The organism is Crystallibacter permensis, from assembly GCF_025960875.1.
Classification (GTDB): Bacteria; Actinomycetota; Actinomycetes; order Actinomycetales; family Micrococcaceae; genus Crystallibacter; species Crystallibacter permensis.
The window spans coordinates 72,200-85,189 of record NZ_JAODLR010000005.1 but is presented as its reverse complement, the minus strand read 5'-3'; the positions used below and the strand labels follow the sequence as shown (position 1 = coordinate 85,189).

The window sequence follows — 12,990 nt, the reverse complement described above, 5'->3', positions numbered from 1 at the left end:
TGCCGTCTACCCGAGGGACATGCAACACCCGGTAGGGCGAAGAAGCGTCCTTCCCCGCCACCAAACCATGCAGCCGGAGGTCGTTTCCTTCCTCCTCCTGCGCGTCAGCTTGTCCATGAGTGTTCTTGTGACCGGGCTTCATTCTCGGTCGGATCGATGCCGATGACTGCGGCTGCCGGTGACGCTCAATGGAGCCCTACGTTTGAATGCAGCCCAAGGTCGTCGAGGTCGGCAGGTCCTTCAGCTGGTTCCTCCGCATGCATCCGTTCGTCGCTTGGATCGAATGCTGCGTCTCCTTCCGCGGGAGCCTCGCTGTGGATCCTGAGCTCCTGGCTCGAATACTTGTCTTTTTCCATTTCCGTCACCTTCCAGATACTCATGAACCGATGGGAACTTTCTGTTTCTGTTCCCTGCAGGCGCGGGGAACAGAAACCAGTTTCTGCCGGATCGGCAGGGCAAGACGGGTTTCACTGAGCTTAGAAGGCGAGCAGTCAAGCCGATACTGGCACGGCTGCTCAGGGCTTCGCCCGGCCTCGCCTGCCCTTGCCTGTGTCGTACGTACGCGCCAGCTGTGCCAGCGCCAGTGCGGCGACGAGCAGGCCAAAGTCACGCAGGGCGACGTCGTAGAAACCGGAGTACGTCAGCAGATTAATGATGATGCCCGCGAGCCACAGGGCCACGACATAGGCCGCATAGCGTGGTTTGATTGCAATCATTATGCCGGCAACAATCTCGACGATGCCGATGATAATCATTGCGGTATGGCTGCTGAAAGGCAGCACATCTACTAACCAAGGGGCCAAATAAGCCTCCCAGTTGGTCAGGACGTTGGCGAATTTATCCACACCGAAAACAATCGGAAGGACAATGAAGCCAACCCAGAGTGTCAAAAACGCCCCATAGGCCGGTTCTGCCTTGGCCCGCTGAAAGGTCTGGCTGATCCCGCTACCGGCGGGGATGGGAATAGAGGTGGCAGCCACGATAATCTCCTTCGATCTGACGATGGTTGGTGCAACCCGGATGCGCTTGAGTTCTTGGAGTCCCGATGTTTTATTCGAGCCATCGGGACGGCACCCGGGGGATGCCGCGGCCAGCCGGGGCGGGGTGGCCGCGGCGGGTACGTGGGCGTATGTCCTCGGTTGGCCGCTACCTTAAGCGGCCGCCGGGGTCCCGCAAGTTAATGGACCAGTACGCGCCGGCGCCCATCAGGACAAAACCGATGACTCCGATGAGCGCAGGTTGATGGGAGATACCGAAGATCAGTAGCAGGAATCCGGCAATCATGATGAGGATTCCGGCCGGTAGGGGGAACATGCGCGAAGGGCTTGACCAACCTGAGAGCAGCTTTCGGGCCAGCTTGGGATCCTCGGCGCTTAACTCTCGTTCCAGTTCTTCGAACTGCTTCCGTTCCTCATTCGACAGGGGCATCAGAATCTCCCTTTCTGCGGCGGGAGCAGTAGCTCCGGGCAGTCTCCCGGCAGGAGTTCTGGCGGGCGGCTCGGCTAAAGCGTCTTTAGGTGTTCGGGTTTCCCGCCGTAGCAAAGGGGGATTGCCGACGAAGGCTGCGGGTTCCGCCTCTGCCTTCGGGGATTTCAGCGTCAAGAGAAGTGTGTTGGAGCAGACTTTACTACAGTAAATTCCGTAAAAATAGACCGCGGCTTTCTGCCCGTAGGAGGGCACGAGACTTTCTGGGCAAGGCGCTGCTCGTCCGACTAGCTTGCACGACTGAGAAATAAGCGCTGGGGCGGTCGAAATGGTGGCACTGAGCGCCCATATTTATTACAATGAAGTCCGTGGAAAATGACCAGAACCACACCCCGCTCGGCCCGCTTCCGGCCAGCTCAGGAACGAATGCACCCATGTCTTCGGCGCGCGCGGCTCTGCTGCAGCGGCTGCGCGACCAGCCCGAGGCCTGCACCGTGGAGAAACTGTCGACCGACACCGGCCAGCACCAGAATACGATCCGCGAACATCTAGAGGCGTTGGTCGAAGCCGGGCTGGCCCGGCGGATGACGGCAGCCCGGGGCAGCCGGGGAAGACCAGCACGGCTGTACCAGGCGGTCCCGGAGGAATCACAGGCCACAGCCTACGCCGCGCTTGCGACGATTCTCGCCTCGCATATTGCAAATAGCAGTACTCAACCACGGGCGGAGGGGATCAGTGTCGGTGAATTGTGGGCCAGGCAGTTGGAACGCGATAGGCCTTCTTCCGGGACCGATCACCCGATGGACGGGACGGATGGTCTGTCAGCGCGCCGGCGGACGGTGGCGCTACTGGAATCTGTCGGATTCGGAGTTGACGTCGATGCTTCATGGAGCGCGGTTAGGCTGACCCGTTGTCCACTACTGCAGGCTGCCCGCCAGACCCCGCACGTTGTCTGCTCGGTGCACCTGGGCATGGTGCGCGGCTTGCTCGCCCAGCTGGGGGAGGAACCTGACCAAGCCCAACTGATTCCTTTCGCCGAACCCGGTGCCTGCATCCTGCGGTTGGGCCTCCCGCGGGAAAGTCCTGAGGATATGGAGCAACAGGCGGATCCCACAGAGCCTTCGTGCAAGCCCAAGCCGTCGTCCAAGCCCAAGCCGTCGTCCAAGCCCGGCCGCCGATCCGGCCACGCCGGGGCATAGGCGTTCCCGGGCATCGTTATAGGGGGACCTCGTACCCTTCTGCCTTCGGGCCGGGACTGGGATCATGGGGCCATGGATACCACCGACCCGGTTTTGCAGGCCCAAGCCAACCTTAAAGAGGCCGAAAAGCAGTTCAAGCACGCGCAGGAGCAGTTCAAACGACACGAGATTCCCCAAGAGCGGCTGGACGAATTAGGCAGGCTGCGGGACCTCGCCGCGGACGATCTGCGCCGCACCACGAAAGTATTCGGTTCCCCGATTCCCGATGACGAGAGGTGGAGCGGAAACTTCAGACCCGCCTGACACAGGGCAGGTTGGACCCGACCAAGCAGTACCGGCCGCTCAAGGAAGGCCCCATGAAGTACTCGGCGAAGGTTGTTTCATCAGTGCTGTTCGTGTCCCAACTCGAGCGGTCAGTGAACTTCTACTGTGACGTGTTCGGCTGCGAGCAGGCCATTAGGGAGGAAGGGGCCGCCCTTCTGCTGGACCCCGGGGGATTCCAGGTCTATCTGATTGCGCAAGGCTCGGGAGCCGCACACTATCCCACCGGCGTCGGGCCCCATCTGCTGATGTGGGCGACCGACACCATGGAGGGGCTCGAGCATTTCGAGCAGGTGCTGAAAGACAGGACCGATCACACCTACAAACATTCAACAGGCGGCGTGACATTTGTTGAGGCCCGGGACCCGGATGGCATCCGGGTCGTCATCGCTTACCCCGATCCCGAGCAAATGCCTCGTTCCGTCCTGGACCTGCGCCTCTACCTGTGAAGTTACGGCTCTGCTGCCGTTCTAGGTGCCCCCGGACCGCACCGTTCCGTTTTCCAGATACTTCGCCACCGCGTCTTCGCTGACCCGGTAGCTTTGGCCGATCCGGACGGCCGGCAGCTTGCCGGTGTGGACCAGCCGGTAGATGGTCATTTTCGAGACGCTCAGGTGCCCGGCGACCTGGGCGACGGACAGATATGTCGTGTTGCTGTCGATCTGGTTATCCATCTGGATCCCCTCCTAGTGTCAGCCGACGGTCAACGCCTTGTTGAGGAAGGCGCTGATGACGCGGCCTGCAGTATTTGTGTACGACGACGACGACCCCTGCGCGCGTTTGGTGACGGCCCGCGTGTTTTGGTGCGTCGGCTGGGAGCGCATGCGGTCGTTCAGGTAGAGCAGGGCTTCGAGGACTTCGGTGAGTTCGCCGTCGTCCTCTACGGTTTTCTGCAGCAGCCGCGCGTGGGCGGCGCGCAGGGTTGGCCCCGGCGTGCAGCCCAGCTCCCGGTCCAGCAGGCGCCGGCACCTGTCGTAGGCCTGGAGGCCCTCGGCATAGCGGCCGGCAGACTCCAGCGTGGCGACCAGCGTGGACCACGCACGTTCGTTCAGCGGCTCCGACGCCACAGCCCGCTCGGCCCAGTGCAGCGCATCCTGCGTGCGTCCCAGATACTCAGCGGTTTCGGCCGCCCGGATCTGCACCGACGTCACCAGGGACGCGTGGTGGACACGAGCCTCGTCGGCCCATTCGGTTGCCAGCTCGTCCCCGAGCAGCGGCGCCGACGCCAGCTTCAGTGCCTGTGCCAGCAGGGGATAGGCCTCCGCTGGCGAGCTTTCGTCGGCCTTGGCTACCAACTGGTTGAACCGGACCAGATCCACCTCCACCAGGTCCGGGTCGAGGACATAGCTGCCGGTTGCGGTCCGCAGCGGGCCGGTCTTGGCATCGCCGGGCTGCAGACTGCGCCGCAGCAGGCTGACGTAGCTTTCCAGCGTGGCCTGTGCTTTGCCCGGAGGTTTGCTGCCCCAGAGTAATTCGATGAGCTCGCCTTTGGAAACGGGCGAGCCGAGTCTCAGCAGCAGAATTTCAAAGATCTGCCTGGCCTTCGGGCTGCCGAGAGTGGCCGACGTCAGGACGGTTTTGCCCCGTCGGACTTCAAGGTTGCCGATCATCTGTACAGAAATGGGCGTGGCGTGCCCTGCGGTTAATTGCTCCACACATCCCCCTTGCATCTCGCATTCCCCAATGCGTCGCATTCCCCACGAATGCTCTCTACATCATGACTGGTAACGATTGAGTTTCAATGGTGCAGTTGGGGCATGTCGGCCGCCCAAAATTGGGGGTTGCCCGAATATGGATTCTGAGGCAGAGGCGACGAAAGGCAGTTGGATATGACAGTGCTGATAGCGGGATGCGGCGACCTGGGGACGGAAGCAGGACTGCGGTTTGCCGCGGCCGGCCACCGCGTGATCGGCTGGCGGCGCTCGCCGGAAAAGCTGCCCGCGCAGCTGGAGGGTGCCGCCGTGGACCTCACCGGTCCGCTGCCCGCTATCCCGGCCGACACGGAAATTGTGGTCATCGCGACGGCGGCTGCCGAGCGGACGGAGGCGGCATACCGCAGCGCGTACGTTGACGCGCTCGCCAACCTGCTGGATGCGATGGAGCACGACGGCGTCCGGCCGCGCCGGGTGTTGTTCGTGTCTTCCACCGCGGTGTACGGGGAGAACGACGGCGGCGAGGTCGACGAAGTCACGCCGGCCCGGCCATCGACGCCCACCGGCAGGATCCTGCGCGAGGCGGAGGAGTTGTTGCATGCCCGGCTGCCGTCCGCCGTGGTGCTGCGACTGGGCGGCATCTACGGTCCGGGACGCACGCGGCTGATCGACCGGGTTCGGCAGGGGACCGCGGTCATTCCGGACCCGCCCCGGCTGACCAACCGCATCCACCGGGACGACGCCGCCGCGGCGGTCGTGCACCTGACCACGGCCGTCGAAACGCCAGAGCAGATATACCTGGGGGTCGATTCCGAACCGGCGGAACTGGGTGAGGTGCTGCGGTTCCTGGCGAGCGAAATGGGCGTAGCGGAGCCGCCGGTCGGTGCGGCGGCGGCGGCGTTGCCCGGCACAAACAACCCGAGCGGCGGGAACAGCGCGCCGGGCGGAACCAACGCGCGCGGCGGGGACAAGCGCTGCAGCAACAGGCGGCTCATCTCCACCGGTTTCCGGTTCAGATTTCCGTCATTCCGCGAGGGCTATCCTGCGGTGCTCGCCGGCGAGGGCGTGCGCCACCCCTGACGGTTCGTTGTCTGCCTGGCGCGCTGCGACCCAATGTCGGCGCCTTCGGCATGTCTGGATCGTGGCCGGGGCGGGTACATGAACATTGAGGGTGCAGATTGGGCCGCGGGCAAGCGGACTAAAAACCGGAAAGCCGCGGGTCGAAAAACGCTAGCAGCAAGGGGATGACCATGACGCAGCATGGATCGACACAGCAGGAATCAGACGCGAGCAGGGGAAGTCCGCGCACCATCCAGGAGGTGCTCAATTCGCACCTCCACTGCCGCACGGTGGGGGATCTGGAAGGTGACCTGCGCGAGAACTATGCGGACGACGTCGTACTTCTGTCGGCTGAGGGAGTGAACCGCGGCCACGACGGCGTGCGTTATCTTGCGGACGTCCTGCAGAGCTACATCAAGGACGGGTCGTTTCAGTTCCACAAACTGCTGACGGACGGGGAGATCGGCTTACTGGTGTGGACCGGTTCCACGGATGAGTTGAAAATTCACGACGGCGTGGACAGTTTTGTGGTCCGCGACGGCCGGATCGCGGCGCAGACCATCCATTACTCCACCCGGCGCTGACCTGCGCGCGCGATGCTCCTGTGACTCATCCCACAGGAAGGTGCGGAAGGGCCTAGGATGGTGGGAATCCGCGGTCCACGGGGATCCGAAGCGGACAGCATGATTCACGCAGTCTGGGAGGCAGAAGTGAAGAAGTTTTCTTTGACCGCAATAGGACGCCGTCATCTCGACACCGCGCGGCGGGTAACCAGCGGCAGAAGCGCCAACACGGTGTACGGCGGGCACGAACATGTTCTGCGCCAGACCGTGATCGCGCTCGCCGCCGGCCAGGAGCTGAACGAACACCTGAACCCGGGCGAGGCAACTGTCCTGGTCCTGAACGGCCGTATCCGTTTGGCGACGCAGACCGACCGCTGGGATGGCCGGGATGGCGATCTCCTGGTGGTTCCGCCGGGGCTGTACTCGGTCAGGGCCACGGAGGACTCCGTTGTCCTGCTGACCGTGGCCAAAACGGACCGGCTGCACCAGCGCCCGGACACTGGCTCTGCAGCCCGGGAGGTGCTGGAGCCCAAAGCGGAGGATGAAGTGCCGGTCTCGGGGTATGAGCTGGACGAAGCAGCGGCCCCGGCCCTGTCGGAGAAAGGCTAACCGGAGCAAGTTCGCCGGCAAAGCTAGCCGGAGAGTAGCCGGCGTAGAGGACGTCACCGCGCTTCCTCGCGCAGGCCGTTACCGCTCCAGGGTGGTGGCCAGTTCGTCGAGGCTGGTGATCGTGTAGTCCGGTGTTTCGAAGTAGCCCGGGTAGTCGGCGCCGGTGCGGTTGAGCCAAGCGGTCTGCAGGCCGGCCCGTTTGGCGCCGTGGATGTCCCAAGGATGGATGGCCACCAGGATCATCTGGCCCGGGTCCGTCTCGCAGACCCACGCGGCGTAGTCGTAGGCAGCCCGGGCCGGCTTCCATGCGGGCGCGTCCTCCACGGAGAGCAGGTGTTCGAACTGCTCCAGCAGGCCGGCCGACCCCAGCAGGTTCCTCGCCACGTCGGCAGAACCGTTGCTCAGCGTAACCAGGCGCAGGCCGGCGCCGCGGAGAGCGCTGACGCCCTCGGCCACATCGGGATGAAGGGACAGGGCAGAGAAACCGTCCATGATGTGCTGCACGGACTCGTCAAGTCCGCGGTTCAGCGGAGCGTCCTGGAGCAAGCCGCGCAGGGATTCCGCGGCGATCCGGGCGAACTTCTCGTTGTTGCCCGCGGCAGCCAGGGCAAAGCCGTCGCGCAGCAGCCCCGCAAACCACACCTTCGCCAGAAAAGCCGGAGCTCCCGCCTGCGTGAACTTGGCGGATAGGGCAGAAAGGTCGGAGAGTGTTTCGTTGACGTCGAAAACCACAACGGACGGTTTCATGGCAACCCCTTTCTGCTGACGACCTGCTAAGAACTGCTAACGACCCTACGGGAGGGCCTCCAAGCCAATTTAGAGACCTGCTGGAATCGGCTAAATGCTTGCGGCCCCGCAGGATAACTGTTAGGCCTAAGGTACTCGTAATACTCCTGCTATGAGCACATCAATCGGACCTGCGTTTGTGGTGAAGAAAGGACGTGCGGCAATGACGCGCAATAATCCTGAGGTTGAGGAAGCCGACGAGAACGATCTCGAGGTGGAGAAGCCCAAATCCTGGGCGGCCGGAATCCCCGGCGTCGTGCATTCCATGCAGCCGGCGCTGAAGCACATGGGGGTGGACCGCAGCCGGAAGACCCTGCTCGCGATGAACCAGAAGGACGGGTTCGACTGCATGAGCTGCGCGTGGCCGGATCCGGACCACCGCAAGCCCTTCGAGTACTGCGAGAACGGGGCCAAGGCCGTCACCTGGGAGGCCACACCGGTCACCATAGCCACGGAGTTCTGGGCCGAGCACACGGTTGAAGAACTGCGCGGCCGCAGCGAATACTGGCTGGGCATGCAGGGCCGCCTGACCGAGCCGGTGTACAAGCCGGCCGGGGCGGACCATTACATCCCGGTCAGCTGGGATGACGCGTTCAAGATCATTGCCGCCAAGCTTAACGGACTGGCTTCACCGGATGAGGCCGCCTTCTACACCAGCGGCCGTACGTCCAACGAGGCTGCCTTCGCCTACCAGCTGTTTGTGCGCGCGTACGGCACCAACAACCTCCCGGACTGTTCCAACATGTGCCATGAGTCTTCCGGCTGGGCGATGGGCCAGACCATCGGCATCGGCAAGGCCACGGTGAAGTATGACGACTTCGGTAAAGCCGACCTGATCATCATCATGGGCCAGAACCCCGGCACCAACCACCCGCGGATGCTCACGGCCCTGGAGGAGTGCAAGGAGAACGGCGGCGAGATCGTCGCGGTCAACCCGCTGCCCGAGGCCGGCCTGCGCCGCTACAAGAACCCGCAGACGGTCAAGGGCATCATCGGCCACGGCACCGAGATCGCGGACCAGTTCCTGCAGATCCGGCTCGGCGGGGACATGGCTTTGCTCCAGGCCCTCTCCAAGCGCGTGCTCGACGCCGAGGCCGCCAATCCCGGCACGGTGCTGGACCACGAGTTCATCCAGGCCCACTGCGAGGGGCTCGATGAGCTCAAGGCGCACCTGGACAAGCTGGACGAACAGGCCGTGCTGGAGGCCACCGGCCTGCGCGCCGAGGAGATCGACGAGCTCGCGGCCCGCTACCTCAAGGCGGACAAGGTCATCATCACCTGGGCCATGGGGCTGACACAGCAGAAGAAGGCGGTCTCCACCATCAAGGAGATCATCAACCTGCTGCTCCTGCGCGGCAACATCGGCAAGCCCGGCGCCGGCGCGTCCCCCATCCGCGGCCACAGCAACGTGCAGGGGGACAGGACCATGGGTATCTGGGAACAGATGCCGCCGTCGTTCCTTGACTCACTTCAGGACGAATTCGGCTTCAACCCGCCACGGGAACACGGCGTGGACGCGGTCCAGGCCATTGCCAAAATGCGCGACGGCGGGATCAAGGTTTTCATCGCGCTCGGCGGCAACATGGTGGCCGCCATTTCGGACACGGCCGCGGCCGAGGAGGCCATGGAGAACACGGAGATGATCGTCCAGATCTCCACCAAGCTCAACCGCTCGCACACGGTCATCGGCCAGGAAGCCCTGATCCTGCCCACCATGGGCCGCACCGAGATCGACCGTCAGGCCACCGGCGAGCAGTTCGTCTCCGTGGAGGACACGGTCAGCGCGGTGCACCCGTCCTGGGGCAAGGTGGAACCCGTGGCGCCGGGCCTGCTCTCCGAGGTCGCCATCGTCAGCAGGCTGGCGCGCGCGGTGCTGGGCGACAAAGTCAACGTGGACTGGGCCGGCTTCGAGCAAGACTATGACAAGATCCGCGAGCACATTTCCCACGTAGTGGTCGGCTGCGAGAACTACAATCAGCGCATCCGGCAGGAGGGCGGCTTCATGCTGGCCAACGGCCCGCGGGATTCGCGCACCTTCAACACGCCCACCGGCAAGGCCATGTTCAGCACCAATGACCTGGAGGCGCTGGACTGCCCGCCCGGCCGGCTGATCCTGCAGACCCTGCGCTCGCACGACCAGTTCAACACCACTATCTACGGCTACAACGACAGGTACCGCGGCATCAAGAAGGGCCGCCATGTGGTCTTCGTGAACCCCCAGGACCTGGTGCTGCTGGGCATCCACGACGGCCAGCTGGTTGACGTCCACGGGGAGTACGACGACGGCCGGGAGCGTGTGCTGCGCAAGTTCAGGGTAGTTGCGTACCCCACTGCCCAAGGGTGTGCGGCGGCCTACTATCCGGAGGCGAACGTGTTGGTGCCCCTGGACAGCGTGGCGGAAGTAAGCAACACGCCAGTCTCCAAGCAGGTCATCGTCCGGCTGGAACCAGTGCCGGAGGAAGCCGGGCCGGATGGCGGAAAGCAGGAAGACGCCCGAGCCAAGGAACCGTCGGCCGAGCTTGGCTGGGTCGGGACCGCGCAATAGGTCCTACAACTCTCTAAAGACAGCAGCCTAGTCGGGAAGGCGATTCTCCCGCGCCAAAAAGTCCGACAGTCAATCGGAAAAACGCGTAGCGCCTGCGCGTTTTCGGGCCCGGGCGCGCTCAAGTCGCGCGGAACTCGGCAAACGTGGCAAAATGATTTCTTGTGCCCCCGGCACGGTCCGCCCTGGTGTAATGGCAGCACCCCAGCCTTTGGAGCTGTGGAGTATAGGTTCGAATCCTATGGGCGGAACGAGGACCCTCTGGTAAACGGAGCAAGTCCCGGCAAGTAGCATGGCGTTAACCCTTGCTTAGCTTTGACACGGATTCAGTCCGGGTAGGAGTGCCACTTCGTGAGCCCCCAAGACAACAGTCCAGACAACGCAGTACCGGTGATCCAGCCGGCCGCAGTCATCGTTCTCGCCGCAGGCGCGGGCACCCGGATGAAGTCGCAGAAACCCAAGATCCTCCACGAAATCGGCGGGATTTCCATGGTCGGCCACGCGCTGGCCGCAGCCCGGGGCCTCGAGCCCAAGGTGCTGGCCGCCGTCGTACGCCATGAGCGCGACCGCGTTGCAGCCCACATCCAGGAGCTGGATCCGGATGCGCTGATCGTGGACCAGGACGAGATTCCCGGCACCGGCCGCGCAGTGGAAGCCGCGCTCGAAGCCCTCCCCGCGGACCTCGAGGGCACGGTTGTGGTGACTTACGGCGATGTTCCGTTGCTCACAACCGCCCTGCTGCAGGAGCTAGTCCGGACCCACACCCAGGACAGCAACGCGGTGACCGTGCTGACCGCGGTGCTCGACGACGCCGCCGGCTACGGACGGATTGTCCGCACCGGGGACGGCACCGTGCAGGGCATCGTGGAGCACAAGGATGCCAGCGACGCGCAGCGCGAAATCCGCGAGATCAACTCCGGTATCTACGCGTTCGACGCGAAGGTCCTGCGCGATGCGCTCAAGGAGATCACTACGGACAACGCGCAGGGCGAGAAGTACCTCACGGACGTGCTCGGCCTGGCTAACGACGGCGGGGGCCGGGTGGCCGCGGTGGTCACCACCGACCGCTGGCAGGTTGAGGGCGCGAACGACCGCGTCCAGCTGGCGCAGCTCGGCGCGGAGCACAACAAGCGCGTGCTCGAGGCCGCCATGCGTTCGGGCGTGAGCATTGTCGACCCGGCCACCACCTGGATCGACTCCACCGTCACGTTCGGCACGGACGTCACGCTGCTGCCCGGCACCCAACTGCACGGCAGCACGCATGTGGCAACGGACGCCGTCGTTGGTCCCGATTGCACCCTGACAAACGTCACGGTGGGCGAGGGCGCCAAGGTCATCCGCACGCACGGTTCGGACAGCCGGATCGGCCCGAAGGCGACGGTGGGTCCGTTCACCTACCTGCGCCCGGGCACGCAGCTGGGGGAGAAGGGCAAGATCGGCGCCTTCTACGAGACCAAGAACGTCATCATCGGCAAGGGCTCGAAACTGAGCCACCTCGGTTACGCCGGGGATGCCGAGATCGGCGAGAACTCGAACATTGGCTGCGGCAACATCACCGCCAATTACGACGGCGTGGCCAAGCACCGTACGATCATCGGCTCCGAGGTCCGCACCGGATCGAACACCGTCTTCGTTGCACCCGTTCAGGTGGGCGACGGCGCGTATTCGGGCGCGGGCGCGGTGCTCCGCAAGGACGTTCCGGCCGGCGCGCTGGCACTGAACGTCTTAGCCCAGCGCAACATCGAAGGCTGGGTCCAGCAGAACCGTGCAGGCACTGCAGCTGCAAAGGCGGCTGATGCCGCTGCTTCTTCCCAAACCCCCACCAATGCAGAAAGTGATCATTCATGACCGGAATTAAGGCCCAGGGCGAAAAGAGGCTGGTCCTCGCCTCAGGCAGGGCACACCCGGAACTCGCCAAAGAGATCGCCAAAGAGCTCGAGATCGATCTGCTTCCCACCAGTGCGTACGACTTCGCGAACGGCGAGATCTACGTCCGTTTCGAGGAAAGCGTCCGCGGCACCGACGTCTTTGTGCTCCAGGCACACCCGGCCCCGATCAATGAATGGCTCATGGAGCACCTGATCATGGTGGACACGCTCAAGCGGGCCTCCGCCAAGCGCATCACCGTGATCGCCCCGTTCTACCCGTACGCCCGGCAGGACAAGAAGCACCGCGGCCGCGAGCCGATCTCGGCCCGCCTGGTTGCGGACATGTACAAGACCGCCGGCGCGGACCGCCTCATCTCGGTGGACCTGCACACCGCCCAGATCCAGGGCTTCTTCGACGGCCCGGTGGACCACCTGATGGCCATCCCGCTGCTGGCCGAGTACGTCCGCACCCGAGTGGACCTGGACAACGTCACCGTGGTCTCCCCGGACACGGGCCGCGTCCGCGTGGCCGAGCAGTGGGCCGAGCGCCTCGGCGGCGCCCCGCTGGCCTTCGTGCACAAGTCGCGCGACGTCAACGTGCCCAACCAGGCCGTGGCCAAGACCGTTGTTGGCCAGGTTGAAGGCCGCGAATGCGTGCTGATCGACGACATGATCGACACCGGCGGCACCATCGCCGGCGCCGTCCAGGTACTCATGAACGCCGGAGCCAAGGACGTCATCATCGCCTCCACCCACGCCGTGTTCTCGGATCCGGCGGCCCGCCGTCTGGCCGAGTCCGGCGCCCGCGAAGTGGTGGTCACCAACACGCTGCCCATCACCGCGGACAAGCATTTCTCCCAGCTGACCGTGCTGTCCATCGCTCCGCTGATCGCCCGTGCCATCAGCGAAGTGTTTGAGGACGGCTCCGTCACCAGCCTCTTCGACGGCAAGGCCTAAGCCTCAGTC

General features: G+C 64.1%; 15 protein-coding genes and 1 tRNA gene. 10 read left to right on the top strand and 6 right to left on the bottom strand.

Annotated features, from left to right (window positions below):
- Positions 1–185: 185 nt before the first annotated feature.
- The 3 genes from B0G38_RS07860 to B0G38_RS07850 form a co-directional block, all read right to left on the bottom strand.
- On the bottom strand, positions 186–356 hold the full coding sequence (locus tag B0G38_RS07860; RefSeq protein ID WP_264668922.1) for a hypothetical protein: 171 nt from the start codon (positions 354–356) through the stop codon (positions 186–188).
- Between the two features lie 159 nt (positions 357–515).
- Positions 516–980, bottom strand: a complete 465-nt coding sequence (locus B0G38_RS07855; RefSeq protein ID WP_264668921.1) for a hypothetical protein — start codon at positions 978–980, stop codon at positions 516–518.
- A 166-nt stretch (positions 981–1,146) separates the two neighbouring features.
- The gene (locus tag B0G38_RS07850; protein WP_264668920.1) at positions 1,147–1,428 is read right to left on the bottom strand and encodes a DUF3040 domain-containing protein; all 282 of its coding nucleotides are present in this window, start codon (positions 1,426–1,428) and stop codon (positions 1,147–1,149) included.
- Between the two features lie 431 nt (positions 1,429–1,859).
- Here B0G38_RS07850 and B0G38_RS07845 point away from each other — a divergent pair, with 431 nt between their 5' ends.
- The 3 genes from B0G38_RS07845 to B0G38_RS07835 all read left to right on the top strand — a co-directional run bounded on the left by B0G38_RS07845 (position 1,860) and on the right by B0G38_RS07835 (position 3,394).
- Positions 1,860–2,624 carry a helix-turn-helix transcriptional regulator gene (locus B0G38_RS07845; protein ID WP_264668919.1) on the top strand — a complete coding sequence of 255 codons (765 nt, stop codon included), beginning with the start codon at positions 1,860–1,862 and terminating at the stop codon, positions 2,622–2,624.
- A 72-nt stretch (positions 2,625–2,696) separates the two neighbouring features.
- Entirely contained in the window at positions 2,697–2,927 is a 231-nt protein-coding gene (locus tag B0G38_RS07840; RefSeq protein ID WP_169991003.1) for a hypothetical protein, read from the top strand.
- 53 nt (positions 2,928–2,980) lie between these two features.
- Entirely contained in the window at positions 2,981–3,394 is a 414-nt protein-coding gene (locus B0G38_RS07835; protein ID WP_264668918.1) for a VOC family protein, read from the top strand.
- Positions 3,395–3,415: 21 nt separating this feature from the next.
- On the opposite strand, the gene B0G38_RS07830 is transcribed toward B0G38_RS07835, so the two are convergent.
- Positions 3,416–3,619, bottom strand: a complete 204-nt coding sequence (locus B0G38_RS07830; RefSeq protein ID WP_264668917.1) for a helix-turn-helix domain-containing protein — start codon at positions 3,617–3,619, stop codon at positions 3,416–3,418.
- Between the two features lie 18 nt (positions 3,620–3,637).
- Positions 3,638–4,600 carry an AfsR/SARP family transcriptional regulator gene (locus tag B0G38_RS07825; RefSeq protein WP_264668916.1) on the bottom strand — a complete coding sequence of 321 codons (963 nt, stop codon included), beginning with the start codon at positions 4,598–4,600 and terminating at the stop codon, positions 3,638–3,640.
- Positions 4,601–4,774: 174 nt separating this feature from the next.
- Between B0G38_RS07825 and B0G38_RS07820 the strand changes: the two genes are divergently transcribed.
- The 3 genes from B0G38_RS07820 (at position 4,775) to B0G38_RS07810 (ending at position 6,828) form a co-directional block, all read left to right on the top strand.
- The gene (locus B0G38_RS07820; protein ID WP_264668915.1) at positions 4,775–5,677 is read left to right on the top strand and encodes an SDR family oxidoreductase; all 903 of its coding nucleotides are present in this window, start codon (positions 4,775–4,777) and stop codon (positions 5,675–5,677) included.
- A 170-nt stretch (positions 5,678–5,847) separates the two neighbouring features.
- Positions 5,848–6,240: a nuclear transport factor 2 family protein gene (locus tag B0G38_RS07815; protein WP_264668914.1), complete on the top strand. Its 393-nt coding sequence runs from the start codon at positions 5,848–5,850 to the stop codon at positions 6,238–6,240.
- A 141-nt stretch (positions 6,241–6,381) separates the two neighbouring features.
- Positions 6,382–6,828 (top strand): cupin domain-containing protein, encoded by a 447-nt coding sequence (locus B0G38_RS07810; RefSeq protein WP_319801229.1) that lies wholly within the window; start codon positions 6,382–6,384, stop codon positions 6,826–6,828.
- A gap of 78 nt (positions 6,829–6,906) precedes the next feature.
- Here B0G38_RS07810 and B0G38_RS07805 read toward each other — a convergent pair whose 3' ends face one another.
- Positions 6,907–7,575 carry a haloacid dehalogenase type II gene (locus B0G38_RS07805; protein ID WP_264668913.1) on the bottom strand — a complete coding sequence of 223 codons (669 nt, stop codon included), beginning with the start codon at positions 7,573–7,575 and terminating at the stop codon, positions 6,907–6,909.
- A 202-nt stretch (positions 7,576–7,777) separates the two neighbouring features.
- Between B0G38_RS07805 and B0G38_RS07800 the strand changes: the two genes are divergently transcribed.
- The 4 genes from B0G38_RS07800 to B0G38_RS07785 all read left to right on the top strand — a co-directional run bounded on the left by B0G38_RS07800 (position 7,778) and on the right by B0G38_RS07785 (position 12,981).
- Positions 7,778–10,159, top strand: coding sequence for an FdhF/YdeP family oxidoreductase (locus B0G38_RS07800; protein ID WP_264668912.1), 2,382 nt, complete (start codon positions 7,778–7,780; stop codon positions 10,157–10,159).
- Positions 10,160–10,335: 176 nt separating this feature from the next.
- Positions 10,336–10,407: transfer RNA gene (locus B0G38_RS07795), tRNA-Gln, on the top strand.
- Positions 10,408–10,507: 100 nt separating this feature from the next.
- Positions 10,508–12,004: a bifunctional UDP-N-acetylglucosamine diphosphorylase/glucosamine-1-phosphate N-acetyltransferase GlmU gene (glmU, locus tag B0G38_RS07790; protein ID WP_264668911.1), complete on the top strand. Its 1,497-nt coding sequence runs from the start codon at positions 10,508–10,510 to the stop codon at positions 12,002–12,004.
- The gene (locus B0G38_RS07785) at positions 12,001–12,981 is read left to right on the top strand and encodes a ribose-phosphate diphosphokinase (RefSeq protein WP_264668910.1); all 981 of its coding nucleotides are present in this window, start codon (positions 12,001–12,003) and stop codon (positions 12,979–12,981) included. The genes glmU and B0G38_RS07785 overlap by 4 nt, the downstream gene beginning before the upstream one ends.
- Positions 12,982–12,990: the final 9 nt, after the last annotated feature.

What these genes read in the sequence shown, in the direction of transcription:
- B0G38_RS07860 (WP_264668922.1), bottom strand. Translation starts at nt 356, where the DNA reads ATGGAAAAAGACAAGTATTCGAGCCAGGAGCTCAGGATCCACAGCGAG.
- B0G38_RS07850 (WP_264668920.1), bottom strand. Translation starts at nt 1,428, where the DNA reads ATGCCCCTGTCGAATGAGGAACGGAAGCAGTTCGAAGAACTGGAACGA.
- B0G38_RS07845 (WP_264668919.1), top strand. Translation starts at nt 1,860, where the DNA reads ATGTCTTCGGCGCGCGCGGCTCTGCTGCAGCGGCTGCGCGACCAGCCC.
- B0G38_RS07840 (WP_169991003.1), top strand. Translation starts at nt 2,697, where the DNA reads ATGGATACCACCGACCCGGTTTTGCAGGCCCAAGCCAACCTTAAAGAG.
- B0G38_RS07835 (WP_264668918.1), top strand. Translation starts at nt 2,981, where the DNA reads ATGAAGTACTCGGCGAAGGTTGTTTCATCAGTGCTGTTCGTGTCCCAA.
- B0G38_RS07830 (WP_264668917.1), bottom strand. Translation starts at nt 3,619, where the DNA reads ATGGATAACCAGATCGACAGCAACACGACATATCTGTCCGTCGCCCAG.
- B0G38_RS07820 (WP_264668915.1), top strand. Translation starts at nt 4,775, where the DNA reads ATGACAGTGCTGATAGCGGGATGCGGCGACCTGGGGACGGAAGCAGGA.
- B0G38_RS07815 (WP_264668914.1), top strand. Translation starts at nt 5,848, where the DNA reads ATGACGCAGCATGGATCGACACAGCAGGAATCAGACGCGAGCAGGGGA.
- B0G38_RS07805 (WP_264668913.1), bottom strand. Translation starts at nt 7,575, where the DNA reads ATGAAACCGTCCGTTGTGGTTTTCGACGTCAACGAAACACTCTCCGAC.
- B0G38_RS07800 (WP_264668912.1), top strand. Translation starts at nt 7,778, where the DNA reads ATGACGCGCAATAATCCTGAGGTTGAGGAAGCCGACGAGAACGATCTC.
- B0G38_RS07785 (WP_264668910.1), top strand. Translation starts at nt 12,001, where the DNA reads ATGACCGGAATTAAGGCCCAGGGCGAAAAGAGGCTGGTCCTCGCCTCA.